This is a genomic window from Spirosoma endophyticum, from assembly GCF_900112365.1.
In the GTDB taxonomy this organism is placed as follows: Bacteria; Bacteroidota; Bacteroidia; order Cytophagales; family Spirosomataceae; genus Spirosoma; species Spirosoma endophyticum.
Genome location: NZ_FOLQ01000011.1, coordinates 1 through 25604, shown reverse-complemented (window position 1 = coordinate 25604; position 25604 = coordinate 1). Strand labels below are relative to the sequence as shown.

At 45.3% G+C, this 25604-nt stretch carries 26 protein-coding genes; 11 read left to right on the top strand and 15 right to left on the bottom strand.

From position 1 onward, the window contains the following. The first annotated feature begins 21 nt into the window (after positions 1 to 21). Entirely contained in the window at positions 22 to 2472 is a 2451-nt protein-coding gene (locus BM202_RS23225; protein ID WP_093830631.1) for a 3-hydroxyacyl-CoA dehydrogenase/enoyl-CoA hydratase family protein, read from the top strand. A gap of 124 nt (positions 2473 to 2596) precedes the next feature. On the opposite strand, the gene BM202_RS23220 is transcribed toward BM202_RS23225, so the two are convergent. Next, a complete protein-coding gene (locus BM202_RS23220) occupies positions 2597 to 3589 on the bottom strand; it encodes a hypothetical protein (RefSeq protein WP_093830629.1) in 993 nt (330 codons plus the stop codon). Between the two features lie 113 nt (positions 3590 to 3702). Between BM202_RS23220 and BM202_RS23215 the strand changes: the two genes are divergently transcribed. After that, positions 3703 to 4341 carry a DUF1345 domain-containing protein gene (locus BM202_RS23215; RefSeq protein ID WP_093830627.1) on the top strand — a complete coding sequence of 213 codons (639 nt, stop codon included), beginning with the start codon at positions 3703 to 3705 and terminating at the stop codon, positions 4339 to 4341. Position 4342: 1 nt separating this feature from the next. Here the strand turns inward: BM202_RS23215 and BM202_RS23210 are convergent, their stop codons facing one another. Both BM202_RS23210 and BM202_RS23205 read right to left on the bottom strand, forming a co-directional pair. Then, positions 4343 to 4525, bottom strand: coding sequence for a hypothetical protein (locus BM202_RS23210; protein ID WP_093830625.1), 183 nt, complete (start codon positions 4523 to 4525; stop codon positions 4343 to 4345). Positions 4526 to 4601: 76 nt separating this feature from the next. Then, entirely contained in the window at positions 4602 to 5837 is a 1236-nt protein-coding gene (locus BM202_RS23205) for a nucleoside recognition domain-containing protein (protein ID WP_093830623.1), read from the bottom strand. Positions 5838 to 5985: 148 nt separating this feature from the next. On the opposite strand from BM202_RS23205, the gene BM202_RS23200 reads away from it, so the two are divergent. After that, positions 5986 to 6669 carry a M15 family metallopeptidase gene (locus tag BM202_RS23200; RefSeq protein WP_093830621.1) on the top strand — a complete coding sequence of 228 codons (684 nt, stop codon included), beginning with the start codon at positions 5986 to 5988 and terminating at the stop codon, positions 6667 to 6669. A gap of 70 nt (positions 6670 to 6739) precedes the next feature. Here BM202_RS23200 and BM202_RS23195 read toward each other — a convergent pair whose 3' ends face one another. Genes BM202_RS23195 through panC form a run of 3 tightly spaced genes read right to left on the bottom strand, consistent with a single transcriptional unit; the run spans position 6740 to position 8281 of the window. After that, on the bottom strand, positions 6740 to 7246 hold the full coding sequence (locus BM202_RS23195) for a DUF6169 family protein (protein ID WP_093830619.1): 507 nt from the start codon (positions 7244 to 7246) through the stop codon (positions 6740 to 6742). Then, positions 7218 to 7400 (bottom strand): hypothetical protein, encoded by a 183-nt coding sequence (locus BM202_RS36720; protein WP_143100732.1) that lies wholly within the window; start codon positions 7398 to 7400, stop codon positions 7218 to 7220. The genes BM202_RS23195 and BM202_RS36720 overlap by 29 nt, the downstream gene beginning before the upstream one ends. Before the next feature lie 41 nt (positions 7401 to 7441). Next, a complete protein-coding gene (gene panC / locus BM202_RS23190; protein ID WP_093830617.1) occupies positions 7442 to 8281 on the bottom strand; it encodes a pantoate--beta-alanine ligase in 840 nt (279 codons plus the stop codon). A gap of 136 nt (positions 8282 to 8417) precedes the next feature. Between panC and BM202_RS23185 the strand changes: the two genes are divergently transcribed. Beyond that, entirely contained in the window at positions 8418 to 9224 is an 807-nt protein-coding gene (locus BM202_RS23185; RefSeq protein WP_093830615.1) for a glycogen/starch synthase, read from the top strand. Between the two features lie 189 nt (positions 9225 to 9413). After that, positions 9414 to 11252, top strand: a complete 1839-nt coding sequence (gene glmS, locus BM202_RS23180; protein ID WP_093830613.1) for a glutamine--fructose-6-phosphate transaminase (isomerizing) — start codon at positions 9414 to 9416, stop codon at positions 11250 to 11252. Between the two features lie 103 nt (positions 11253 to 11355). Here glmS and BM202_RS23175 read toward each other — a convergent pair whose 3' ends face one another. The 5 genes from BM202_RS23175 to BM202_RS23160 form a co-directional block, all read right to left on the bottom strand. Further along, positions 11356 to 11829: a hypothetical protein gene (locus BM202_RS23175; protein WP_093830611.1), complete on the bottom strand. Its 474-nt coding sequence runs from the start codon at positions 11827 to 11829 to the stop codon at positions 11356 to 11358. 380 nt (positions 11830 to 12209) lie between these two features. Further along, positions 12210 to 12353: a hypothetical protein gene (locus BM202_RS37850; protein ID WP_218160593.1), complete on the bottom strand. Its 144-nt coding sequence runs from the start codon at positions 12351 to 12353 to the stop codon at positions 12210 to 12212. Positions 12354 to 12402: 49 nt separating this feature from the next. Next, positions 12403 to 14619, bottom strand: a complete 2217-nt coding sequence (locus BM202_RS23170; protein WP_093830609.1) for a penicillin acylase family protein — start codon at positions 14617 to 14619, stop codon at positions 12403 to 12405. Positions 14620 to 14656: 37 nt separating this feature from the next. Then, positions 14657 to 16243, bottom strand: a complete 1587-nt coding sequence (locus tag BM202_RS23165; RefSeq protein WP_093830607.1) for an amidase — start codon at positions 16241 to 16243, stop codon at positions 14657 to 14659. Positions 16244 to 16453: 210 nt separating this feature from the next. Beyond that, the gene (locus BM202_RS23160) at positions 16454 to 17299 is read right to left on the bottom strand and encodes an SDR family oxidoreductase (RefSeq protein ID WP_093830606.1); all 846 of its coding nucleotides are present in this window, start codon (positions 17297 to 17299) and stop codon (positions 16454 to 16456) included. Between the two features lie 98 nt (positions 17300 to 17397). Between BM202_RS23160 and BM202_RS23155 the strand changes: the two genes are divergently transcribed. From BM202_RS23155 to BM202_RS23135, 5 genes are all read left to right on the top strand, one after another. Further along, positions 17398 to 17847 (top strand): winged helix-turn-helix transcriptional regulator, encoded by a 450-nt coding sequence (locus BM202_RS23155; RefSeq protein ID WP_093830604.1) that lies wholly within the window; start codon positions 17398 to 17400, stop codon positions 17845 to 17847. Between the two features lie 107 nt (positions 17848 to 17954). Continuing rightward, complete coding sequence (locus tag BM202_RS23150; RefSeq protein WP_245776751.1) at positions 17955 to 18530, top strand: RNA polymerase sigma factor; 576 nt, start codon at positions 17955 to 17957, stop codon at positions 18528 to 18530. Then, positions 18502 to 19224, top strand: coding sequence for a hypothetical protein (locus tag BM202_RS23145; RefSeq protein ID WP_093830602.1), 723 nt, complete (start codon positions 18502 to 18504; stop codon positions 19222 to 19224). Before BM202_RS23150 ends, BM202_RS23145 begins: the two co-directional genes overlap by 29 nt. Before the next feature lie 2 nt (positions 19225 to 19226). Next, on the top strand, positions 19227 to 20303 hold the full coding sequence (locus BM202_RS23140; RefSeq protein WP_093830600.1) for a hypothetical protein: 1077 nt from the start codon (positions 19227 to 19229) through the stop codon (positions 20301 to 20303). A gap of 127 nt (positions 20304 to 20430) precedes the next feature. Then, positions 20431 to 21123: a hypothetical protein gene (locus tag BM202_RS23135; protein ID WP_177236661.1), complete on the top strand. Its 693-nt coding sequence runs from the start codon at positions 20431 to 20433 to the stop codon at positions 21121 to 21123. A gap of 729 nt (positions 21124 to 21852) precedes the next feature. On the opposite strand, the gene BM202_RS23130 is transcribed toward BM202_RS23135, so the two are convergent. The 4 genes from BM202_RS23130 to BM202_RS23115 all read right to left on the bottom strand — a co-directional run bounded on the left by BM202_RS23130 (position 21853) and on the right by BM202_RS23115 (position 24593). Continuing rightward, positions 21853 to 22329 (bottom strand): hypothetical protein, encoded by a 477-nt coding sequence (locus BM202_RS23130; protein WP_093830598.1) that lies wholly within the window; start codon positions 22327 to 22329, stop codon positions 21853 to 21855. Beyond that, on the bottom strand, positions 22314 to 23207 hold the full coding sequence (locus BM202_RS23125) for a sporulation-delaying protein SdpB family protein (protein WP_093830596.1): 894 nt from the start codon (positions 23205 to 23207) through the stop codon (positions 22314 to 22316). Before BM202_RS23125 ends, BM202_RS23130 begins: the two co-directional genes overlap by 16 nt. Next, entirely contained in the window at positions 23204 to 23707 is a 504-nt protein-coding gene (locus tag BM202_RS23120) for an SdpA family antimicrobial peptide system protein (RefSeq protein WP_177236660.1), read from the bottom strand. Before BM202_RS23120 ends, BM202_RS23125 begins: the two co-directional genes overlap by 4 nt. A gap of 67 nt (positions 23708 to 23774) precedes the next feature. Continuing rightward, complete coding sequence (locus BM202_RS23115; protein ID WP_093830592.1) at positions 23775 to 24593, bottom strand: sporulation delaying protein family toxin; 819 nt, start codon at positions 24591 to 24593, stop codon at positions 23775 to 23777. Positions 24594 to 25291: 698 nt separating this feature from the next. On the opposite strand from BM202_RS23115, the gene BM202_RS23110 reads away from it, so the two are divergent. Further along, on the top strand, positions 25292 to 25604 hold a 313-nt coding region (locus BM202_RS23110), incomplete at its 3' end, for a helix-turn-helix domain-containing protein (RefSeq protein ID WP_143100731.1).

Genomic DNA, 25604 nt, shown 5'->3' with positions numbered 1-25604 from the left:
TGTTCCCTCTAGTACAAAACCATGGAAGCAACCCTAGAAAAACCTAAATCGGAGAGTCGTACTCCGCAGACAAAGAATCGTACCATCCGGCGCGTGGCCGTATTGGGATCGGGCATTATGGGATCGCGTATTGCGGCCCACTTCGCTAATATTGGCGTCGACGTATTGCTACTGGACATTGTTCCGAAAGAGCCCAACCCGGTTGAACAGGCTAAAGGACTAACCACAGAAAGTTCGGCCGTACGTAACCGGATTGTCAATGATGCCTTTCAGACCATGTTGAAGGCAAGTCCGGCATCGCTTTACAGCCCTAAGTTTGCGGAGCGGGTCAAGCTGGGCAATTTCGATGACAACCTGAAAGAGATTGCTACGTACGACTGGGTGATCGAAGTGGTTGTCGAACGACTGGATATCAAACGTTCTGTTTATGAACGCGTTGAGCAATTCCGTAAGCCCGGCACACTCATTACGTCGAACACATCGGGGATTCCCATGCATTTGCTGGCCGAAGGACGTAGCGACGATTTTCGGCGGAATTTTTGTGGTACACACTTCTTCAATCCACCGCGCTACCTGCGTTTACTCGAAATCATTCCCGGCCCCGACACTGATCCGGCCGTTATTGATTTCCTGATGAACTACGGCGATTTGTACCTCGGCAAAACGACCGTATTGTGCAAAGACACACCCGGTTTCATTGCCAACCGGCTGGGAATCCAGTCGCTGATTCAGACGATTCGCGTGGCTGAAGAACTAGGTTTGACCGTTGAAGAAGTGGACAAACTCACCGGTCCAGTGGTGGGTCGGCCGAAATCCGGTACGTTCCGGTTGTCGGACGTAGTGGGGCTAGATACAACGGTCAACGTGGCCAGCAACCTCGTCAAAATGGAACACGACGAGTCGCGGGCAAGTTTTGAGTTGCCTGCGTCGGTGCAGAAACTAATGGAGAATAAATGGCTCGGCGACAAAACCGGCCAGGGTTACTACAAGAAAACGAAAGACGATAAAGGGCAAACGCAGATTCTGGCGCTCGATCTGAAAACGTTTGAATATAAGCCGTCTGAGAAGGTCAAATTCGCTACGTTAGACAGTACAAAAGCGATTGACAATCTCCGAAAACGCTTCCCGGTACTGATTGCCGGAAAAGATAAAGCGGGTGAGTTTTATCGTAAAACCTTTGCCGATGGTTTCCAGTACGCTACTCATCGCATTCCCGAAATTTCGGACGAATTATATCGGATTGATGCCGCCATTACGGCGGGTTTTGGCTGGCAAATGGGTCTGTTCGAGACCTGGGACGCGATTGGTGTTAAGCAAGGCATCGAGCTAATTGAAGCGCAGGGCAAGAAACCCGCTCAATGGGTGTATGATATGCTCGACGCTGGCTTCGATACGTTCTACAAAGTTGAGAATGGCAAGCGTAAATACTACGACATTCCGACCAAAAGTTACAAAGCAATCCCAGGCGTTGAGTCGTTCACGATTCTGGAAAACCTCAGCAATAATGTTGTCTGGAAAAACGCCGATGCCAACATCTATGACATTGGCGACGGCATTCTGAACGTCGAATTCCGGAGCAAGATGAACACCTTTGGGCAGGGCGTTTCGGAAGCACTCCTGAAAGGTATTTCACTGGCTGAAAAGGATTTCCGGGGTTTGGTAGTCGGCAACGACTCAGCCGAAGCGTTTTCGGCAGGGGCCAACTTAGCGACGTTGTTCATGTTTGCCGTTGAGCAGGAGTTCGATGAGGTCAACCTGATGATCGCTCAGTTCCAGAAACTCATTACGCGCCTACGTTATTCATCCATTCCCGTGATCGTAGCGCCCCACACGCTCACTCTTGGCGGTGGCTGCGAGGCTACCATGCACTCCGACCGCGCCGTAGCGCATGCTGAAAGTTATATTGGCCTGGTCGAAGTAGGCGTGGGACTAATTCCGGCCGGGGGCGGTACGAAAGAAATGGCGGCTCGGGCTTCCGATCTTTACCAAACCGGCGATCCCGAATTGAACATTCTGCAAAACATGTTCATGAACATTGCTACGGCGAAGGTTTCTACGTCAGCGCAGGAAGCGCGCGACATGAATTACCTACGTTCAACGGATCAGATCGTCCTGAATCGCAGTCGCCTGCTAGCCGAAGCGAAACAAGCCGCCATCGAGCTGGCCGAAGATGGTTATACTCAGCCTAAACCACGCGCTGACATTAAGGTGCAGGGAAAAACCGGGATCGCGCTCTTCAAAGCCGGCATCGCGGCCATGCGCATGGGTCGTTACATTTCGGACCACGATATGAAAATTGCCGATAAACTGGCCTATGTCATCTGCGGGGGTGATCTAAGCAGCCCACAGAACGTATCGGAGCAATACCTCCTTGATCTGGAACGTGAAGCCTTCCTGTCACTCACGGGTGAAAAGAAAACACTGGAACGTATTCAGAGCTTGCTGACAGGCGGGAAACCGTTGCGGAATTAACACACAAAAGTTTTGACCAAAGGGGCACGAAGAACACAGAGAAATGATATTGAAAGCTCTGTGTTCTCCGTGCCCCTTTGGTTAAAAAATTCTGTCAAAAGAAACTTCAGTTAGCTGCGCAACGCTAGTTAAATTTCAACCATTGTTTCAGGATATCATCATTAGCCAGGGCTTTGACGTCGGCTTTGATTTGTTTTACAGTCCGTTTCAAATGAGCAATATCGCTGTTGAGGCTAAACTCCAGCGCAGTACGCGACGTAACGGCAAAGGCTGGCTTGCCAGTCATGGCAGCTAGTTGATTTTGTAGCCCAGTTAGTTCGTCGTCCAATTCCTGCGCCTGTTCCCGAAGAATCTTGTTGTAATACTTGAGTTGGGTTTCGGCGAGATTTTCCAGATGAGTTTGGTCAATGCGTTCAAATTCAAGTTGAAGCCGCAGCAAAGCCAACAAATCTCCTTTTTCGTAAGCATCCGTCACACGATGCATGATCTCGGTTTTACGCTGTTTTTCGGTCTCGTCAGGTTCTCGATCGGGGTGAAACGCTTTCACCAAATCCATGTAAACGGTCCGAACGGCCTTCGTGATGTTACGTTCTTCAAGTTGTTTTTTCGCTTCACGCGCCTGCCGTTTCTCACTTTTGGGTTTGGCCGCCTTTTGTTCAGCCTCATCGGCCTTTACCGACTCTTCCTGCTCATCGGCCGGAAGTGCCAGCTTATTCGGTTCGGCGCTTATTTTGTCGAATCCCTGCGAATCATATTTATCATAAATGGGCTTGAGCTCATCAATGTCATGAGTAGCAATTAACTCAAAAGCCATACGCTGAATCAGGACTTCGAGTTTTTTTCGTTCCGATTTATTGAGGTCACTACGCTCGTAAGCACGATCGAGCAACCGGATTAAATCAGCTTGAAATCGTGTATATTGATCAATCAAAGGCCAGTAATCCGCCTGCATACGTTGCTGAACGTACTGAGTAATGTCGCGCAACTCACGTAAATCAGTGCTCGATTTTTCAATCTTATCAATGAGCCGATTAAACTCTTTCTGCGCTTTCGAGAGCGGTACTTTTTCTTTGTTCGTTTCAATCCGAACAATGTACTGTTGGTCTTGTTGGGGCATAAGGATTATCGACTCATCTCGAAGACAAAGGTAAGCTTGTTATAAACACTGGTTGATTGTTACTCGACCATTCAAACAACGCTGCTCTACTTCTACGTTCTTTATTCGTCAATATGTTAACTGCTTTAATACGTCGCATTGCCTGCCTGGACTCCCATCATCGGCTACTGATTGGCCTATTTGTATCGGCAATTGCCTATTTTATATTTCCTGCAAACGGCAATACGTCAGCTCATTTCGCCATCGTCTGGGTGAGCTTTATGATGACCGTATTAGCCCTGATGTGGACAACCATCCTCACGGTTCATCCGCGTGATCTACCGCAGCTTTCGCGTCTTCAGGATTCGAGCCGACTACTGATTTTACTATTCGTAATCGTGGCGGCCGGAGCCAGTATGTTTGCAGTTATTGATTTGATCAATAATCATACCCAGACCCTGCTGGCGATTGCAGCAATTATTGGCTCCTGGACTTTAGTTCATTCGGTCTTTTTAATCCGATACGCCCACCTTTATTATGGCAATACTGGGAAACAAACCAAGCCGTCGGGGGGGCTGGATTTTCCGCATGAACCCGAGCCTGATTACCTGGACTTTGCGTATTTCTCCTTTGTTATCGGCATGACCAGCCAGGTTTCCGACGTATCGATCGGCTCAAAAGCTATGCGTCGAACGGCCCTGGCTCATGGTGTCCTGTCGTTTGGATTTAATGCCATCATCATAGCCCTAACCGTCGGCGCTTTTTCGCATTGATTTAGTTCGAACGTCGTTCGCTGGTCCGGGACTGTTTTTTAGCTTTTTCGGACTGTTCGCGTTCGTAATCTTCGCGCTGGCGCTTGTCGGAAATCAGGGTACGATACAGGCCATTCAGTACGTAGATATCGTCTACTTCATCGATTAACCGATGAAGGTGTTCTCGGACTTGGGTAATGTTCATTCGATTGGACCGCTGAAACGGTACGTTTGTTGACTTAGCTAAGCTACTTAACTAACACAATTACGAGCTTTTTTGCTCAGTGAAAGAAGAAATAACCCAGCGCAATACCCGCGATAATGCCCATCAAATCGGCAAACAACCCAAATGGAATAGCGTATCGGGAATTTCGAATGCCAACCGAGCCAAAGTAGAGGGCAACGATGTAGAACGTAGTGTCGGCAGCCCCCTGAAACATACAGGCCAGCCGACCGACAAATGAATCAGGGCCAAACTGTTTCATCGCGTCGATCATTAATGCCCGCGATCCCGAACCACTTAGTGGCCGCATCAAGGCAACAGGCAGGGCATCTGTAAATTCAGTATTCAGACCGGTAAGGCTAAATACATACTTAAATCCATTGATGACGTAATCCATCGCCCCCGAATTTCGGAAAGCACTGATGGCCACGAGCATACCGACCAGATACGGAATAATTCGGACCGAGGTTTCAAAGCCACCTTTCGCTCCTTCGATAAACGTATCGAAAATATTCACCTTTTTGCGCATTGCCCCTAACAGGAACGATACGACGATACCCATCAAGATAAGGTTGCCCGTTACTTTCGAGATAACTTCAATCTCTTCCTTAGTTTTGGTAGACAGGAACCATAATATCAATGCAATCAGGCTAGTAATACCACCAAGCCAACCAATTACAGTGCTGTTTATCAAGTTAATACGTTGCTTGATGGCTACTGCGATCATGCTCACAACTGTAGCGACATACGTAGCAATCAGACACGGAATGAAAATATCGGATGGATCTTTGGCGCCTAAAATAGCCCGCTGTGCCATAATACTTAATGGAATAATTGTTAAGCCTGACGTGTGCAGCACCAGAAACATAATTTGGGCATTGGAGGCCGTTTCCTTCTCCGGATTTAGCTCCTGCAAGCTTGCCATCGCTTTCAGGCCGAAAGGCGTTGCGGCATTGTCCAGACCGAGCATATTGGCCGAAAAATTCATAATCATCTGTCCATTAGCCGGATGTCCTTTGGGAACTTCGGGAAAGAGCTTGTGAAAAAACGGACCAATGATACGTGCCAGTAAGTTGATGGCTCCAGCTTTCTCGCCAATGTTGAGCAAGCCCAGGAAAAATGTCATGACGCCGGCCAGCGGTAAAGCAATGTCCATCACGGCTACTTTCGATGAGTCGAACAGCCCTTCCACAACGATTTTGAATATTTCGGTATCGCCCAGAAAAATCAGTTTAGCCAACGCCACCAGAAAGGCAATCACAAAAAAAGCAACCCAGATGTAGTTTAGTGCCATCAGTAAGTAAAGAGCGAATGAGTGAAAGACCGGGCTGGCGTTCCAGCAAGCTAATAGATATGCTAATATCCACTAATACCTTTCAGGTTAGAAATCCTGTAAGTTTACAAGATCATTCGTCTCAAACCAACTTTGGCTTAACGTAGCAATGCGACATATTTCTGTTTTCACAATCATTCTTTCGCTCGTTTACTCATTCGCTCTTTCACTTTTTGCCCAGCCCAAAGTTGAGCAGGCGATGATCAAGCAGGGGCTTGTCGACGTGCAGAAAGTGGACCCAAGCATTCTGGTTGAACTTAAATATTCGACTACTGATAATTTTGTTGGTAAAGACGTGTACGACGACCTCACTCGGGCGTACATGCAGCCGATGGCGGCCCGCAAACTCGCAGCCGCCAGTAAGTACCTGCAAGACCATCACCCCGAGCTGCGGCTACTGGTCTATGATGCAGCCCGCCCTCGCACGGCTCAGTGGAAATTATGGAATGCGCTTCCCAATATGCCCGAACGTGAACGCCAGACCTACGTAGCCGATCCGCGAAAAGGCTCGATCCATAACTACGGTTGCGCCGTGGATTTAACGGTGGCGACCAAAGAAGGCAAGCCGCTCGACATGGGCACGAAATATGATTTCTTTGGGGTACTGGCCTATCCTTCCCGCGAAGACGAATTGCTACAATCAGGAAAGTTGACTCAGAAACAGATCGACAACCGGCACATTCTGCGGACCGCGATGCGGGAAGGTGGTTTCAGTTCAATCGAGTACGAGTGGTGGCACTTCAACGCTTTATCGCGCGAAAAGGCCAAAATGGCGTTTCGGATTGTGGATTGATACGTTACTGGTCAATTTAGATTGAATGGTTGATTCTAGATCAATTTGTTAGTCACCTTAGACAAAGCGCCTATTTATCGGCATTATATCGTTGTCCTAGTAAGCCAAACTCATCTATTATAGTGTGACGTTGAGGATGATTCCAGCGAAAAATAAGTGATACATAGTATGTTATATCATTTACATCAGGAAAGTTAGCGTCAATTTTCAAGAAGTGGGCATCCTTGAATTCACGAAACCAAGTGTCAAACTTACGAACCCGAGCCAAGTGGCGAACGTCGGCGGTTTCACAGATATAGAGTAAGATACGTTCTTTATCCGCAAAAAAATCTTTACAAATGGCAGCAATTGTTACGGCAATGGCCGAGTCTAAGCCAGATCGGATAGAAGCAGGGCGTATCAGTTCAATGACCAGCTCGTATACTTGGTCGGCAATCTCAGGATGATTCTCAAACAGATAGGGAGTCGGCTTAAATTTAATAGAATAAGCAGCCTTATAAACAGTGGTAAAGAGATAGCTATTTGTTAGCCCTAGTGTAAGTTGAAAACTATACGGCTTGACGTCTTTTTTCAGCATGCTGACTATCTAGTTTCTCTAGCGCTTTTTGTACCTCTGGGTCGGTGGTAAACGACTCCCGCATCTGTCGCTTTGTTTCGCGCTTTTCTACAGATAGCCGACGTAGCAACATAATAGTCGCATTAGGGGCTTCTTGCGTATTGGTCGATTTCATAGCAGTTGTTCGTTTAGTACGTAAAGATAACCATTTACCTCTCAAAACACCAGGTTGTCAATCAGTCTGACATTGCCCAGGTGCACGGCTAAACAGATGGCCGTTTGGCCCGGAGCCAGCACCTCATTAACTAGTTGGAGCGTATCGGCATTGACAACCTCGACGTATTCCAGGCGAAAATTGGGATTAGCTGTAAAAAAACCTGTTACGGCGGCTTTGGCCTGCGTTGTACTGTGCCCTTCGGTTATTAGTTCGTGAGCGAGTGTCAATGCCTGAAAGAGCGCCGGAGCCTGCGCGCGCTCCTCCGGCTTAAGATTACGGTTACGAGACGACATCGCCAGTCCATCAGACTCACGGACTGTAGGGCAACGTACTAACTCAATAGGGAAACTCAGATCACGAATCAGGCGCCGGATGACAGCGACCTGCTGCAAATCTTTCTGGCCAAAATAAGCGCGGTCGGCCTGTACAATGTTGAATAACTTGGCGACTACGATGCCAACACCGTTGAAATGCCCCGGCCGAAAAGCCCCTTCCATCAGCGTTTCCAGTTCGCCAAAATTCAATCGCAGCTTAGGTGGTTCAGGGTAAATTTCGTCGACGGATGGCGTAAAAACTATATCACAACCGGCCGCTTCGAGTTTCTGACAATCTTCTTCCAGCGTACGCGGGTAGCAAGCCAGATCGTCTGGATTATTGAATTGAGCTGGATTAACAAAAATGCTGCTCACTACGACATCATTCTCCTTTTTAGCTTTTTCGATAAGCGTTATGTGGCCTTCGTGCAAGGCACCCATCGTAGGAATCAGGCCAATTGTTTGTTCGGAGCGGATTTTGGCCAGATGTTGACGCAGTGAGGCAATGGTCTCGAAGCGATGCATAACGATTGATTTATTTTTTAGGCCGCAATGATAGTACATTTGCAACTTTTTTGCGCAAACTGTATTGAAATACGGGAAAAATTTGTATAATTTTGCAAGTTTTTTTGTTCTCACAGACAATACACACTTCCCTATTATGAGCAAATTACGTATCCTTTACGTTGCCAGCGAAATCAACCCTTTCCTCAAAACCTCTGATGTCGCTGACTTCGTCCGCAAACTGCCACAGGCTATGCAAGAGCGGGGGATGGAGATCCGAATTCTGGTGCCGCGCTTTGGTCTTATTAACGAGCGCAAAAACCGGTTGCACGAAGTGGTACGATTGTCGGGTATCAATATTGCCGTAGGTGATGACGAAAAGCCGCTGATTATTAAGGTGGCGTCGATCCCAACGGCCAAATTACAAGTGTATTTCATTGATAATGAAGACTATTTTCAACGGAAATATGTTTTTCACGACAAAGAAAACCGATTCTACGACGACAACGACGAGCGGGCTATTTTCTTCTGCAAAGGCGTGCTGGAAACGGTTAAGAAATTAGGCTGGGCGCCTGATATCGTCCACTGTAACGACTGGATGACGGCCCTGATTCCGCTGTATCTGAAAACGACCTACAAAAACGACCCCATGTTCAAGGACACCAAGTCAGTTTTCACGGTCTATAATAATTCATTTGAACACCGTTTCGAAGGCGACATCATCGAAAAAGCGCGGATGATGGATATCGACGACGAAATGCTGGCCGAATTAAAAACGGCTGATTTTGAAGGCTTTATACGTATCGGTTCCACATATGCCGATGCTGTCGTTCGGGCCGAAGAAGAAACGAGTGAAAGCCTGAATGCCATCTTGACTGATTTTCCGGAACACAAATTTGATTCCGTAGAAGACGAGGACGTAACCGACCGTTACTACAATCTTTATACGCAATTGGTAGGCTGAACAATACGTCCTAAATCACCCAACAGCGTAGACAGTCAGGTTTCGGCAGTGGACGTTGCACCAACTTATCAAAAAGCCGGGGATTCCCGGCTTTTTGCATTTACTTTACTTGTCGAACCAGCTTATTTATTCTGAGAAACTCGATTAATAACAGATAAACGTACCGGCGTTCCGGTATCAACTGAGATTATGTGCGGAATTGTGGCATATGTTGGACATCGGGAAGCCTGTCCATTGGTGATAAAAGGCCTGAAACGTCTCGAATATCGGGGGTACGATAGCGCAGGTGTAGCCCTGATGAACGGGCACGGCCTGGAAGTCTATAAGAAAAAAGGCAAAGTTGTGGCGTTGGAACAGGAATTGGCGGGAAAGGAACTCCACTCCACGATTGGCATGGGCCATACCCGCTGGGCAACCCACGGCGAACCGAACGACGTGAACGCTCACCCGCATTACTCATTTCATCGCAAGCTGGCCATCATTCACAATGGCATTATTGAGAACTACGCGGCCATAAAACAGGCACTGATCAAAAAAGGGCATACGTTCGCCAGCGAAACCGATACCGAAGTATTAGGCCAGTTTATTGAAGACATTTGGGAAAACAACGGCGGTACGCTCGAAGAGGCTGTGCGGCTAGCCTTGCAGGAGGTAGTGGGCGCTTACGCTATCGTGATCATGAACGAAGCCGATCCGACCCAGCTTATTGCAGCCCGCAAAGGCTCGCCCCTGGTAATTGGCGTTGGCGAAAACGAGTTCTTCCTGGCGTCGGATGCCACACCCATTGTTGAGTATACCAAAGACGTAATCTACCTGAACGACTATGAAGTTGCGGTTATCAAAAATGGAGTGCTCACCGTAGTAACCCTCGATAATGCTACGACAACGCCCTACGTCCACAAAATCGAACTGGAGCTGGAAGCCATCGAAAAAGGGGGGTTTGACCACTTCATGCTTAAAGAAATTTTTGAGCAACCACGTTCCATAGCCGATTCCATGCGGGGCCGCGTTCGGGTCAACGAAGGAACGCTGCAACTGGGTGGCCTACGGGATTATCTTGATAAATTGGCCAAGTCGAAGCGAATTGTTATTGTCGGTTGCGGTACGTCCTGGCACGCGGGTTTGGTGGCTGAGTACATTTTTGAAGAACTCGCCCGCATTCCCGTCGAGGTGGAGTACGCATCGGAGTTTCGCTACCGAAATCCGATTATCAAAGAAGGCGACATTGTAATTGCCATCTCGCAGTCGGGTGAAACGGCGGATACACTGGCCGCCATCGAATTGGCGAAGTCAAAAGGGGCAACAATTTTTGGCGTTTGCAACGTAGTAGGTTCGTCTATCGCGAGGGCTACCCATGCGGGTGCTTACACACATGCGGGACCAGAAATTGGCGTAGCCAGCACGAAAGCCTTCACGGCGCAAGTAACCGTCTTGACGCTGATTGCGCTAGCCGCAGCCAAGCGAAAAGGTACTATTTCTGATTCGCTATTCCGGCAATTGTTAGCCGAACTGGAGAGCATTCCGGCAAAGGTTGAGCGAGTCTTACAAGCTGCCGACAAGATCAAAGAGATCGCTTATATCTTTACATACGCCCGCAATTTCATCTACCTCGGCCGCGGGCTCAATTTCCCTGTTGCGCTGGAGGGAGCGTTGAAACTAAAAGAAATCAGCTACATACACGCCGAAGGCTACCCTGCTGCCGAAATGAAACACGGCCCGATCGCACTCATCGACGAAGATATGCCAGTAGTCGTAATTGCCACTAAAGATTCGTCCTACGAAAAAGTCGTCTCGAACATTCAGGAGGTAAAAGCGCGCAAAGGCCGAGTTATTGCCATCACAACCGAAGGTGATACGCAACTGCCGGGTATTGTAGACTTTACAATTGAGATTCCAAAAGTTCATGAAATTCTCATGCCACTTGTATCGGTAGTACCGCTGCAATTATTGGCCTACGACATTGCCGTGATGCGCGGCCGCAACGTAGATCAACCAAGAAATCTGGCGAAGTCAGTGACAGTGGAGTAAGTTTGTAGGCTTTATATTGAAAGGGTCTCCCATAGGTGTAAATCAACTACGAGAGACCCTTTCTCTTATTATTTATTACCACAATCGACTAAAATAGGTTTTTCTAAAATCTAATATTCATGCCTATCTGGGTTATATGGTCATCATTTTTGACGAATGGCCTAAAAGAAGTTTTCGTTGAATTAGTGCTATTATACAAGTCGACAACCTGTTTTAATGCATTATTAGCGGAAGCACCAAAAAGTAATGCAATCCCTATAGCACCAGCTCCGCCTGCTAAAAGCCCTCCACTAATCTTTCTACCACCAATAGCACTACCTAACGAATAGCCTATTCCAAATCCGCCGATAAATCCAAAAACCTGTGCTGCTCCTCTATTAGATTTGAATTTATTAAAAGCAGTCACTATTTCTGGAGACTCTTTCTGCAAAATGATTGGCAAAATCTCTTTAGGCTTTTGGATAGTTTTTCCCTGATATGAAATTCCACCGCCTTTCACAAACGTTATTTCTTGTGCATTGGAAGAACCCGACATACTGAGCAATAACATTGTAATCCAAAATAATACTGTTTTCATAAATACTTTTCGTTTTTCGCACCCGATGAAAGCTGAGATTGATGATCGGGTATATACTTATCTGACTCTTGATTGCGAAGTAGTGACATATCTCTTCTTTAACTGAGCCACTATGGAATCTAATAATAACAGGCTAAAATTCATCCGGTCACTAGTTGCTTCGGTAAGTTAAAGGCTATTGCAGACAGAATACATGGTCTTTCTGACATAGTCAATTGAAGATTGTAGCCAGTAACCACAATTATGAAACAGCACCCTTTTTGTTACGTTTCAATTCAACTGTTGCTAGAAGCGGCACTACGTTAGTAACGTGGGGTATCGAGCTGCAAGTAAGCTAAAAGCGTATGACTTTCCAATCAATCAGCCTGACCTAAGCGTTCCTACGAAAAGCACCGCGTGCGTTCGGGTGCAGGGTGCATTGACTGTAAAAGCCATCGGAGCGTTCGATGTTCACTATCGGATACCTGCGTAAACTCGGACGTATTGGTTTCCAGCACGTTGGCGCAGGAGCAAAAGAATTCCATCGTGACAACTTTCCGAAAGATTGAAGTTTTCGGGAAGTTGATCAACAGATCAATTATCGCCCGGATGATACGTCTTTTCGACGTGCTTCTGGACATCTTCAGGGTAAAATAATACGTCCTTAAACTTGCCTTCGCAGTAGAGCGGAGCCTGATCCGTGAAATGCTCAGTGCCGGGTTGGCTACTTTGTCCACCTGTAACCACCGATCGGGCTTTTACGCGTTTACCGAACTCCACCACAGCCACAAAACTATTGCCTACGCTGCCATAGCGCTTTTTGGTACCGGGATAGGTTCTGGCCGCAAAAGCCGCCAGTGACCCCCAGGCGGATGATGTAAACCCAACCGGAATGCTCGGCTTCTGGTCGTCGTAGGTTTCCTGAATTTTTCCCGTCAGACGCTGATACCGGTTGATGTCGCCCCAGGGGGTTTTCCAGGTGCCAAAATCGCGCGTCAGTTCCGTTAACACGTCGGTCAGCGCCGTCACTTTTTCTTGCGGTGATGTCTTGCTGATCGTAAACGCGGTGAGACTCAAGTTATCAAATCGCTGATCGCTGGCAGCACGACTACGAGCAAGCTTCTGTATTTTTTCGCCCCAGAAGATAGCCAGCGTCTGACCGACGGACGTAACACCATATGTTTTGTTCCAGCCTTTCAGAATCTGCATGGCTTCGGCCAGGTCTTTCGATTGGTTTACCGCATCGCTGGAAACCGTTTGGTAGGCACTTAATAGTGGTGGCAGCAGTTCATCAAACGCTACCAGATGTGGGTCGTTGGCGGCCGCAATCAACGTATCGAGTGTGTAGACGGATTTCTGACTTAGCACACGAACCGCATTGATGCCCCGGTAGTTTTCGGCATCGGGTGCCATGTAGTCCGGATACTTGCTCTTTTCCGGGCTGCTGCTACCCGACACCGTAAACGGAGTCGAATTGCAATTCTGAATCCAGCCGCTGGCCGGGTTACGTACCTGCACAATGTCATCAATCGAATGCAAACCCTTCCAATCGGTTGCAGGATTGCTGCCATCAACGGGCTGGCTCCAGTCAAATTTGGGGTCTCGCTTCGGCATAAAATTGCCGTGCCAGTAGGCTATGGTACCGTCTTTATCAGCAAAAATTGTATTATTGGAGGCATTGCCATTCAGTTTCATGACCTCTTTGAAACTTGCGTAACCCGTTGCTTTCGTGCGTAAATATGATTGTTCCAGCGCATTCAGGGGTGTATTCATCATATCAATGGCAATCCATTTTCCATCTTTTTCACCAGCTATAGGACCGTGTTGCGTGAAGTACATCGGAAACTCTTTGTACTGAACACCGTTTCCCGATTTATAGGCCAACCGGACTTTTTGCGTCCGAACGGGCTTGAGATCAGTACCGTGTTTGTAATAGATTACGTTTCCTTTCTTCTCGATCGTTTCCAGATACTCGTCCATCGAATCAGCATAACTGGTCGTGTGCATCCACCCACAATTCTCATTAAAGCCCTGATAAATAAAAAATTGCCCCCACGTAACAGCCCCGTACGCGTTCAATCCGCCCTGACTAACCATGTGCACCTCCGACCGAAAATAGAAGGACGTATGCGGATTAATCAGTAATAGTGCGTTTTTCGTAGCGCTTTTGGCCGGTGCGATAGCAAACCCATTCGAGCCAACAGATTCGCGTTCGTAATGATCGAAAGTATTGATCCACGACGTTGATTTGCGCTGCTCATAAAACGCTTTCAATCGCTCGATGGGGACTACACTGATGTTGCCACCAATACTGCCTTCGCTAAACATCAGCGGCATCCAGGGTTGGAAGCGTTTCAGCAATTTGGGCGTTACGGTCGGATGCGTATAGAGATAATAGTTGGTTCCATCGGCGAACGCGTCCAGTAGTTGTTTCATCCAGGATGGACTCTTTTTATACGTAGCAATCGCCTGTGTGCTATCCATGAATAACCGAGCTCGCAAATCATGATAGAGCGCGGACTCGCCTTCTACTTCGGCTAAGCGGCCAATTGACGTAATATAGTTTTCCTCAACCCGCGCAAAATCGTCTTCACACTGAGTGTATATGAGTCCAAAAACGACGTCCGCATCGGTTTTGCCGTAGATGTGTGGCACACCCCACGTATCACGCGTGATGGTGACCTGTTTGGCCTGCTGCTGCCATCGGGCGATTTCAGCTTTACCCAACGGTTGGCCTTGTGCTGAAAAGGAAAATAAAATGGCAAACAGGCTGAAAAATGAAATGATTGGATGCGACGTAAGGCGATTCATTGATAGTAGTCTGATGAATTGAATGTAGATCTGATAATTATTGACCAAGGGCTGGAAACCGTTTTGGCATTACACGGTGGTGAGTCGCCTGTTCATAGGCATACGTCAGTCGAATTAACGTTGGCTCATCGAACATACGACCCAAAAACTGAATTCCGGCTGGTAAATCGCCGGTTGTGAATCCCATTGGGATGGTGAAAGCAGGCTGACCCGTAGCGGGAGCAATCAGCTGACTGTTGTCCCCTTTGTAACCTTTTGCATCGCCAACCAGCGCAGGTGGATAATTCCAGCTTGGGTAAATCAACGCATCGACATGTTGCCGATCCATTTCGGCTTCGATGGCTTTACGGTACGCAATACGCAGTGGATCGGTAAACGCATCTCCGCACGGAATTTCGGGGTGATTAGCCCGACCTGTATGGGTTTGCTGATACGTTAACCGATCGCGGACAATGTCCGAATAACCGCCAGCCCGGATAATGTCCTCCAGCGTCTTCAGGGAATCCCGCTTAACAAACGTTCGGAGATACGTTTCAACGTCATTTCGAAAATCGGCGCACCACTGATTGGTCCGTAGCGAATCAAAATCAGCGATCGTTACGTCAACAACCTGGGCGCCCGCACGAGTCATATCAGCGATAGCCTGATCGAAAAGTGCTTTGATTTCCGGGTGAATATTCTTGTCGCTCAGCTGACGTAGCACGCCAATCCGGGCACCTTTCAGGCCATCTTTCCGTAAAAACTGCGTGTAATTTTTGGGGATTTTGCCCTGACTGTTTTTTGTGATTGGATCATTGGAATCGTAGCCTGCCGTAACATCCAGCAACCGGGCTGCATCTTCCACCGTGCGACACATCGGCCCGCCCACGTCATTGCGAGAGTAAAGCGGAATAATTCCGTAACGACTTACCAGCCCAAGCGACGTCCGAAAACCCACCAACGCGTTATGCGATGCCGGTCCACGTATTGAATTTCCCGTATCCGAACCTAAGCCAATTGCGCCTAAATTAGCTGCCACAGCTGCCGCCGTACCACCACTCGATCCGGCGGGCACGTAGGCTAAGTTGTAAGGGTTCCGTGTTTCACCCGCCATCGAACTCTGCGAGTGCATAGGCGTAAATGCCCACTCAGCCATGTTGGATTTGGCCAGTATGATGGCGCCCGCTTCACGCAGTTTCCGAACCTGATAGGCATCTTCAGCAGGAATAAACCCTTTCAGCGCAACGGAACCACCCGTCGTTTGGAGCCCTTTTGTATTGAAATTGTCTTTGATAATAACCGGAATACCATGCAGTGGACGCAGTTTTCCGGTTTTCTTAAACTCAATATCCAGCGCACGGGCCGTAGCGAGTGCTTCCAGATTTACGACAATAATTGAGTTGAGTTTAGTCGGCTGGTCGTAGGTTTTGATACGTTCCAGATAAGCGTTAACCAATTGTTCACTGGTTAGCGAACCCGTGCGAAAAGCCCGGTGAATATCGCCAATGGTAGTTTCAACAAGGTCAAACTTAACAGTAGACCCTGATTTAGGTAGCGACTGGGCAGCCGCTGGCCAAACTAAACTCAACAGCGCCAGAAAGAAAGAAATATATGGTTGATGAAGAAGACAAATAGGTCGAGGCATACGGTATATAAGCAAATGTTATAATCGTATGGCAAAAATAGTCTTTCTTAATAGGAATAAGCCTACAAGAGCATAAGTAAGCTTTTTTATATGGGTACTACCCTGATTATCGAAATAATAGAATAAAGGTAACTCCGGCCTTTAGTCCGTTTTTAATCTATTTTCAATTAGAAGAATGGCTTAAAAACGGACTAAAGGCTGGAATACCTGTTACAGACTTTTCAGATATGCATCCAGTCTAACAGGGGTACGGCCTAGCAATTTTTCCAGCGTCGGTGAAGGAACATTAAAATCGTTTTGTTTTATGCCTTCTGCCATGCCAGCGTAAATCTTAGCGGCTACCGGCGGCAAATGTTTAACCAGTTCTGCTTCGTAGGCACTGCCCGGAATATCGACATACTCAACCGTCGTTCCATTATGGCTCAGGCCATTTGCAATATCGCTGAATGACAAGGCCGTAGGTGCGCCGATGTCGTACACTTTATTCTCGTGTCCCTCAGTCGTCAGGGCGTTGGCCAAGCCTTCGGCAATATCAGTGCGTAGCACAAAATTGACTTTTCCTTCGCCAGCGGGATAATAGAGCTTACCCGATTGAGCCGCATCGCCAATAACCATCGGCAGTACGTCCAGATACAAGTTGTTGCGGAAAAAGGTGTACGTCAAGCCAGACTCTATAATCAAATTCTCGGTGCGAAAATGGTCAATAGCGGGCGTAAACAACGCGTTCGGCGAAGGGTTTGGGGCACTGGTGTAGAAAATATGTTTCACACCAGCTTCTTTCGCGGCATTGATAACGTTGCTATGCTGACGAACCCGATCATCGCCCAATACCGCACTGGAAATGAGCAGTAACGTATCAACACCGGCAAGGCCTGTCACGAACGACGTCTGATCCTCATAATCGCCCTGGCGAACCGCTACGCCTTTGTCAGCAAATTCGGCGATTTTTTGTGGGTCCCTAACAATGGTAACCAATGATTCAGGGTTTGTTTTACTAAGCAGAAATTCGAGTATGGCTTTACCTAAATGGCCAGAGGCTCCGGTTATGGCGATCATAGCACTGTTCTTTATAATTCCTTAGTTACTTTTGGTAACTCAAAGGTATTCAGTAGGTATAGCGCTCACAAGAGGGCATTTTTTAATTCGTCAGGCACATGGAGAGAACTATTGTTGATTATCAGGAAGATCGGCTGGAAGAAAAATTGCAAAAAATTTTAGGGACCGTAGAAACTCAAGGTGGTACGTGTCCGATTCGCCATATTCTAGCTCGTTTCAGCGACAAATGGTCGACCTTATCCATTTTCCATTTGGGCGATGCAGGCACACTTCGTTTTAATGAACTGAAGAAACGTATCGACGGTATTTCGCAACGGATGCTTACGGTGACGCTCCGCAATCTTGAGCGCGACGGCCTGATTACGCGCCGGATTTACGCTGAAATTCCGCCCCGCGTCGAATATCAACTGACTGATTTAGGCCACAGTCTTTTAATCCAGATAATCGAACTTGGCGACTGGGCCAGTAGCCACAGTAATCAAATTCTGGAAGCCAGAGCGCAGTTTGATTCTCGTGAACAGAGAGTTGTGAGCGCCGAGTTGGTTTAACGTATTTTTTGAGAGGATTTAATCGATTATTCGGGCCACTTCTTGCCAGTTGTGGCTTATTTTTTTGTCCCCAGGCAACCCTTTTACCAAACCCGGCATTTCTGTCAATGAAATCAATCGCAACTATGTCGCAGCAACTCGTCGAACAATGTCAACGGGGCAATTCATTTGCTCAAAAACGACTGTTCGACCAGTACGCGAATCGGTTGTTTCGAGTGAGTCTGCGCTACGTTCGACATGAGCCGGAGGCCGAAGAAGTGTTAATGAACGGGTTTCTGAAAGCGTTTCGCGCAATCAGTGGGTTCGCCTACCGCGACGATAACGGACTGGAAGCCTGGCTTCGCCGTATCGTGATCAATGAGGCTTTACAGCATCTGCGGGCAAATCGACACTTATCGCTTTTTCAGGCGGATGATGAAACCGAAGCGCAACCCGATCCCGAACCATTACCCGATACGGGATTAGATGCCGAACGGATTTACGCCCTCATTCGGGAATTACCGCCCGGCTATCGAACGGTGTTCAACCTCTACGCCATTGAAGGCTACACTCACCGCGAAATTGCCGAGCAGCTACGTATCTCCGAAAATACTTCAAAATCACAGTTAAGCAAGGCTCGTGCTTTGTTACAAACCTGGTTAGCACAAAACGGCTATGAAGCAGAAACCCGACGAAACGCTTGATCAGTGGGTGCGTCAGACACTGAGTCAATTGCCTGATACGCCCCCACCCGGTTCGTCCTTCGACCCCGCTCGGTTGTGGGCACAGCTTCATCCTGAACTTCAGGCCGCTCCCGTCCGTCGGAAGATTGGGATAGTGTGGTGGATCGCTGCCGCTTGTCTCACTGGATTGACGCTGAGCTGGTTTTGGATGAATCCGTCACCTGCCGATCGCAAGACAGTTGCCGTACAAAAAATTGATCGGAAAGAAGACGTAGCAACTGCAAGTCATCCTACCCCGAATTGGGCGGCTGAAGTCGTCAATTCAAAAACCATTTCTACCGAGAAAAATCGGCCAATGGTAAGTCTGAAGATACGTAGTCGTCAGAAACAAGGTCCTGATCAAGAAGTGATTCCAGTACGTAGTAAAGCTGTTAAAGCAGAGCCTCCGGCAATTGAATTACCAGCCGTTGCTGAAGTATTGCCAATTATTGAAAAACCAGTTGAACGTAGTAAACCGAACGTAGCAGCGACTGCCTTGAAGCGACGGTTTCGGGTTGTTCACGAAAACGAATTACAGGCCGAAGAGGAAGCACGTCCTAAACTTTATCGGACCGAACATTTTGTTCGAATAGGTACCGGAGAACGTAGCGAACCTGCACCCAACGAAAACCGTCCAGCCCTTAGGCTCCCATTAACGCATAAACCAAACCAATAACCATGCGCATATTTTGCCTGATTACTGTGCTCCTGATGAGCATAGTTGGGATTTCTATTGCCCAGCCGACCGGTTCACGATTAACAGAACCGGATGCCAAGCAGAAGTTTGTCGGCTTTAGCCACATCGAAGCAGATTTAGGCCAGCGCAATACGTTGCTGATTGGCTTCGACCGATACGCTCAGGTTCAAGCCCGGCAGAATATTGATTCGGTACTTCGCTTATTTGTGGCCGACTATCAGAAAGTAGAAGATACCACCCAAAGCCAAACTCGTGCGACTCATGCGCTCTTTCGGCTCGGCGACACCGACCGGGCGTTGGCATTACGTTACACGCCCCAACTAATTAATTCGTTCCGGTTTAGGGACGGCGAAGAACCGATACAGGTGAAAACAAATCAGGATACGCTGCAGATTGTCTGGACATCGGCGGTATCTCAGACTATTCACGACGATTTCAGTATGTATTTGTTTGTCAACAGTCTCCACGATATTGATCGACTGCTACGTAGTGGCGGTATTAATCAAAAGCTACAACAGGCCCTCGAATCGATACGGCAATACAAAGCGCACGACCTGACTAGCCCAAAAATGGCGTTCAACATGGTACAGGATGTCGCCAACAAACCCACATTTTTACAACCTGGTCTGGCAAAAAGCCCATTTCTGAGTCTCCATCCAAGCATCGGCGTTGGTCTGATACGTAACGATTGGGTGCCGTCACTCAATCTTGATCTTGAGTTCGTTCCAAGCCGATTCCGCCGGATAAGTTATAGTATTGGCTATATATCAAACTTCTTTTTCAGACAATCGGAAGCTGGTTATTACAATTTCCTCAACCTGGGTATCTCTTTTTATCGCTACAATAAAGATGGGCGAACAGTGGCATTTAATCGGCAGATTGGTTCATTTTATGTAGGATTTCCGGTTCATAAAAGTAACTCTTACTTTGAAAAAAATACGATCCGGTTGGGCGGCACGGTGTATCAAAATGGCTTATTTAAGGTTCAGCCGGAGATCTATATGAACGAATTTTTTAAGAACGTATATCCCGGCTTACGACTAGTGGTTGGGTTCTGATTATGTTTATGTTACGTCTTTGAAATCAGCGGTTTGTTGTGTATATTTACTACCCCAATTTCCAACAAACAACCATACTAATGAGTCGGGTTTTGGCTTAAAAACAGTGCCCGGCAACTCAATCCGCATGAAAAAAGGACGCTCTAATTCGAACCAACTCCAGATTGATTTTCTGGCAGCTTATCGCCGAATGCTTATCAGCCTAGGCAGTCCCGAAAACCTGCCCGTCAACGAGAGTTTATTTATGCGCATGACCGACCAGTGGGAAAATACGCGCGTCATGCCTAATGATCTTTTATTCCACAAAAGCCCCGTCGAAGCCGTTGTTTTCCGGCTTCAGAAAAATGATGAACCAGGCGAATCGGCTCGGCTAAACTTTCCGGATGAGCTGATTGCGGGCGAAATCAGGGGAGAGCAGGGATTAACAGGTTTTTCGGCTAAGTTCCGGGATCAGGGCTGGATTATTCTACCTGCCGAACTGTCGTCTACCTACAAAAATCTGTTCCTGAATATCCTGGCCGCGTCTATCGGCCTGGAACATCTTTATCCATCCCGAAAAGAATTGCTGGTCGAGGCCGAACGTATAGCACTGGCAGCGATGCTACCCGAGGCCGAGATGCGCAAGTTCTTCGGACTGCGGTTGTCCCGCTTTCCGGATAGTTTCCGGAGCGAAGTGGTCAACTATTACAACGTACCGTTTGATTACGTATTGAAACGGGCGAATCATCTAGGCATGGTATCGGAGCAGGTTATCGAAGAAGCGAATCAACCATTACGTTCCACGATTCTGCGCAGACCATCGAGCAGTCGGGCCGCGTAGTTTATAAGTTAATCCGCCTTGAATCAAGGTGATTTTAGCCGATTCAATACGTTAACGTATTGAATCGGCTTTTTTGTAGTAATAACAAAAAGCTATATAGACGTGTAGCAATTCTTTGGCAACAGTCCCATGTAGGATAACTATACTCTACTGATCCTTCTTATCAGCCGCGTTTAGCGCAAGACATTAAGCCTCCATACTGCTGGTCAACTTTTTCCTGTGGAAAAAATAGTGACGCGAGAGAATAGTTCGCTTGTGGAGTGAGTCCACCTTTGTTTTCAAAAGGTGGTACGCGCGCGAAAGCAACGGCAAGATAAGAAACGATTTGAGATAGTTATATAGGCAGGTAGATTTCTTCCCCTTCATACCGTTACACTATGATAGCTTCTTATAACTTGGGAAAGTTATGAGTAATAAGTGAAGGAAGTTATGGCTCAGGTTATGATCATTTTACCCTGTAACATCGCTGGCCGGAAGGAAGTATTACTTACTCAAAAAGCAATGTTTCTTAGCTGGCCAGGAGACTTCTTAGCAAACCCTAGTAATCAAACCAATCCAATTCTCAGTACCCTATTTTCAAACTATAAACTCACCCATCCATATGGGCACACCGCTGTTTCCGGGCATTATAAGAAAGACTAGAAGAATTAAGAGCTTGTTTAGAAATTTAGAATTTTAAAATTTCCAAACAAGCTCTAATTTTGTTACAGACTACAATCTCAATAATACTCAAACGAAAACATTGGCTACTCTATTAAATTCTTCAGCTTTTCTTGTACCAAAATAATAGATGTCACCGTTATTTTTTTCAACGATTATAGCATTATTACCGCTCATTGAATAAAGCTTTTTTTTACCCGACTTCCTTATTCCCCAACCACCAAACTCAGATATAGGATCATAAGCTTGAGCTCTTATTGTTTTAATCTCATCTATGCGTATTATTCGTTGATTTAAGATGAACGGAAAGTATCTGAACATAATCTCTTTTTCTGTTATCACCAAAATAAACTTTGAATTAGCTATTAATATAAGTATTGTCAAAATCAAAGTGAATAACAAAAATGAATATAAGTCAAATTGGTTATTTATAAGGAGATATAAAACTGCTATGATAATAGCAGAAATTGACAAATAAAGCAAATAAATAATTACTTTGTTTTGTTTTGCAACTTGAACTTCCGAAAAAATTACCTTTGGTTCCATGATAATAATCTTTTAAAATCAAGTGGTTGGTTAAGTGGTAGCAAATATAATATAAGTCCTCCACTCATTACTAGTGAGAAGCTATATAGACCTATTATTACGGCTATAAAAATATGAAATAATAAAGCAAATGGAAAAAGCTTGATTCGCATAGACGATTTCATAAACAAGGCTCCAAATAGAATTATTTCAAGCAAGACTACGCTCCATGTGAACAAGCTAACGAATGAAGGTTCAACAAGCAATTTATCAAAAAATAATTTTGACCATGCAGGGTAACCAAACAATGGATCATTCAAATAATAATATAAGGCTGTGCCGTTTTTCCATTCCTCAACCTTATATAATTTCTCAACTCCTGAATGTAAGTACAGAATGGCCATTTGAAGTTGAAGCAAGTAGAGGGGTATTAATGCGAAAAAGTTTCTTTCAGGACTACTTTTATGAGATTTACCCCAATGATTAATACGGTTATCGGATAAGGTTATTGGTATTAGTAACAAAGTTAGAATAGAAGCTATCTGATCGCCACCTTCAGTGATATTACCAGCCTGCTGAAAGCTAAAAGTAACCCACCAGTGTAGTATCCCGGTTATATAGGGATAAAAGCCACTGATTACCAATAAGCATATCACCACAACTATAATCTTCGCTATGTACAAATTTCCATATCCAACAAGAAAAAACAGATTAATTTTGTCGAAGATAGTATCCAATGATTGTATACCAAATAAATACTTATCAAATAGTACGTCAGTAGAACTGAACAAAAAAGTTATTAGCAAACTAAATGCAATAAAACTTCTCCCTAGTCCATATACGTTGTTAAATGGATTGGATTGGGCAATTTCATCAAGATATAATAAGAACTTTCTCATTGAATAATAATATATAATGAATCTATTTCTTGTTTAAAGTTCTCGGGGTATTTAGCCCATACCCAAGGAGTAGGTATATATTTTTTAATTTTATATTTACCAGATTTAATATATATTAACTGATCTTTAAACCCGTCTAATTTTAAAATTTTTATTTTGTATTTATTATCTATCCATGCACTATCAGGCAATTTTGACAGGATTCTTTGAAACTCAAGATTAACTCGTCGGCTTTTTCTTGAAAGTCCAAATAAATTTGATGGATCTGTATTCTTTACAGTAATAATTTCGGCATTAGGTTGTTCAAATCGTTCCATAACAAATTGAACTACTCTTGGATTTCTTGTAAAAAATCCCCAACCTTCAGGAGTAAAAATAGACACTACATATCTATGGATAAATAATGTATTTGTAGCATTAATACCCATACTTGCGGTGAATACCTTTATGGTTATATACGCCCAAAAAGAAACAATAGAGAGGAAATATATATTTTTCAATTGTAAGTTGATCAAAAATGAAATATGTGTTTCATATGGATGAAACACATATTCAAAATGAAATTATTTAATCTAGATCAAAGGCTATTTGTTTAATCAAAGTCTCTTTTTCCAAATTTGATGTATTATTCTCTTCACCATTTGCTCCCATGCGTAGGTAAGGAAGACTAGGGCCTCTAACTTTTGTGTAGGCAAATACACCCGCTACTACATTTATGGCCGCTACTACATTAATTGCTACTGCAACTTCCCAGATAGCTACTGCTACTACTCCCGCGAAAGTCAAGCACATCTGTTTGGCACCCTTTTGAGTAGCTTGTTGTTGGTTTTTAGTGATATCACCAAGCAATTTTTCAGAATCTTCTAAAAACTTCTGAGTATCTTCCTGTTTGGAAAAGTCATAATTGTTCAAATTCATAGTTGAAACAATATCTTTTCCTTTGAAATAATCTTCTTTATAAACTTCATTCAAAAGAATTGCTGATTGTGCTAGACCAGCCCCTTTGGCAAGGGACTTTTCGATTCTATTAAAGTTTTTCGATTCAATCTCACCCTTTAATTCATCGAAGAAAGAAGGATTCAGTGATTTTACACGTAGAGCAAGTTCATTGACCATCTTAGACTTTTCGGCTAAAAGACTAGGGTTAGTTTTAGCTTGATTTTCTAATGTGTAATTATAAACATCAAAAAAATGAATTTTTTTAGCTATTTCTCCCTCCAAGAAAAATATTCCTTTGAATAATTCTTCTCCTGAATAGTCGTTGGATTTAGAAACATTTGGTTCGATACGATTTGTAGGTGTACAACCGATGACAATGAATGTTAATGACAATAACAAACAAAAAATTTTAGCCAGAGACGAGTTTCTGATTTTTTGAACTATCATGATTAAAAGTGTTTAAAAGTTTGACATGTGTATTTAATTTTTACTCCACTACCTGTGAAATACCAACTCATGGGCCTTTTATTCTTAGACGCTATTTAAACTTGAATGGACACTATTTCGGGATATCTATGTATGAAATCACCATTTTCCCGGACAGAATCACCCTAATATCTTTACCTATAAATTTAGCATATTAATTATTATACAGTAATTCTATTTAATAGTCTTTGTGGTCTATCTAATCTATCTTTTATAGATTATAATATATTTTCAGTTACATACTAGATAATTTTATACGCCATACGCAAATAGGATTTATGTACTATATAACCCTATGCTTACCAATAGTATATTTTTAATATAAAGTCCAGTCATTTTAGTCAATATGGTTTCTTAGAAAAGTTTCTTAACATAATCTCCCTTATACAATAGCCCTCCAAAAAGTGCAACTTTCGTTTGCAAAACAAACTAAGCCAAGTACTGTACTTTTTCAGGATAACCCGTGCTTAATCACACATTTTTCCCAGAATTTTTGCCTCTCTACGATCGAACGCGTGAACTCAATTTTTGATCATAGAATGTCAGCTAAAACAAGCATAATATTGTCTTTTTTGAAGACTAATCATTTATTAGTCAAGAAAATCAGTCGACTTATTGACCTGTGAGTAGGCTTGTAAAGATTGACTCTTTGGTTCTGTATGGCAGCGTACAAACCATCTGACTACGAACTTTTACGTCGGCGATGTGCCGAATTGAAAGAACAAGGCTGGAAGCAGTCTAAAATTGCTCAAGCACTGGGACTGACCCAGGGCTGGGTCAGTCGAACTTTGAAAAAATATCGCCAAGAGGGCCAGGCTAGTTTAACTTGGCGAAAGCCCAGTGGACCCGACTGCCGCTTAACCAATGAACAAATCGTCCAACTGCTTGCTGAACTCAACAAAGGGGCTGAGCATCATGGGTTTTCGGGAGCGGTTTGGACTCGACCTCGGGTGAATGAGGTGATCAAGAAGC

Bases quoted from the DNA above. Each gene is read 5' to 3' on its own strand.
- BM202_RS37850 (WP_218160593.1), bottom strand. From the start codon at position 12,353: ATGGAATTCTTTTGCTCCTGCGCCAACGTGCTGGAAACCAATACGTCC.
- BM202_RS23205 (WP_093830623.1), bottom strand. From the start codon at position 5,837: ATGGCACTAAACTACATCTGGGTTGCTTTTTTTGTGATTGCCTTTCTG.
- BM202_RS23195 (WP_093830619.1), bottom strand. From the start codon at position 7,246: ATGCTGAAAAAAGACGTCAAGCCGTATAGTTTTCAACTTACACTAGGG.
- BM202_RS23225 (WP_093830631.1), top strand. From the start codon at position 22: ATGGAAGCAACCCTAGAAAAACCTAAATCGGAGAGTCGTACTCCGCAG.
- BM202_RS23185 (WP_093830615.1), top strand. From the start codon at position 8,418: ATGAGCAAATTACGTATCCTTTACGTTGCCAGCGAAATCAACCCTTTC.
- BM202_RS23125 (WP_093830596.1), bottom strand. From the start codon at position 23,207: ATGAGAAAGTTCTTATTATATCTTGATGAAATTGCCCAATCCAATCCA.
- BM202_RS23150 (WP_245776751.1), top strand. From the start codon at position 17,955: ATGAAATCAATCGCAACTATGTCGCAGCAACTCGTCGAACAATGTCAA.
- BM202_RS23170 (WP_093830609.1), bottom strand. From the start codon at position 14,619: ATGAATCGCCTTACGTCGCATCCAATCATTTCATTTTTCAGCCTGTTT.
- glmS (WP_093830613.1), top strand. From the start codon at position 9,414: ATGTGCGGAATTGTGGCATATGTTGGACATCGGGAAGCCTGTCCATTG.
- BM202_RS23130 (WP_093830598.1), bottom strand. From the start codon at position 22,329: ATGGAACCAAAGGTAATTTTTTCGGAAGTTCAAGTTGCAAAACAAAAC.
- BM202_RS23220 (WP_093830629.1), bottom strand. From the start codon at position 3,589: ATGCCCCAACAAGACCAACAGTACATTGTTCGGATTGAAACGAACAAA.
- BM202_RS23160 (WP_093830606.1), bottom strand. From the start codon at position 17,299: ATGATCGCCATAACCGGAGCCTCTGGCCATTTAGGTAAAGCCATACTC.
- BM202_RS36720 (WP_143100732.1), bottom strand. From the start codon at position 7,400: ATGAAATCGACCAATACGCAAGAAGCCCCTAATGCGACTATTATGTTG.
- BM202_RS23175 (WP_093830611.1), bottom strand. From the start codon at position 11,829: ATGAAAACAGTATTATTTTGGATTACAATGTTATTGCTCAGTATGTCG.
- panC (WP_093830617.1), bottom strand. From the start codon at position 8,281: ATGCATCGCTTCGAGACCATTGCCTCACTGCGTCAACATCTGGCCAAA.
- BM202_RS23210 (WP_093830625.1), bottom strand. From the start codon at position 4,525: ATGAACATTACCCAAGTCCGAGAACACCTTCATCGGTTAATCGATGAA.
- BM202_RS23140 (WP_093830600.1), top strand. From the start codon at position 19,227: ATGCGCATATTTTGCCTGATTACTGTGCTCCTGATGAGCATAGTTGGG.
- BM202_RS23135 (WP_177236661.1), top strand. From the start codon at position 20,431: ATGAAAAAAGGACGCTCTAATTCGAACCAACTCCAGATTGATTTTCTG.
- BM202_RS23145 (WP_093830602.1), top strand. From the start codon at position 18,502: ATGAAGCAGAAACCCGACGAAACGCTTGATCAGTGGGTGCGTCAGACA.
- BM202_RS23165 (WP_093830607.1), bottom strand. From the start codon at position 16,243: ATGCCTCGACCTATTTGTCTTCTTCATCAACCATATATTTCTTTCTTT.
- BM202_RS23155 (WP_093830604.1), top strand. From the start codon at position 17,398: ATGGAGAGAACTATTGTTGATTATCAGGAAGATCGGCTGGAAGAAAAA.
- BM202_RS23200 (WP_093830621.1), top strand. From the start codon at position 5,986: ATGCGACATATTTCTGTTTTCACAATCATTCTTTCGCTCGTTTACTCA.
- BM202_RS23215 (WP_093830627.1), top strand. From the start codon at position 3,703: ATGTTAACTGCTTTAATACGTCGCATTGCCTGCCTGGACTCCCATCAT.
- BM202_RS23115 (WP_093830592.1), bottom strand. From the start codon at position 24,593: ATGATAGTTCAAAAAATCAGAAACTCGTCTCTGGCTAAAATTTTTTGT.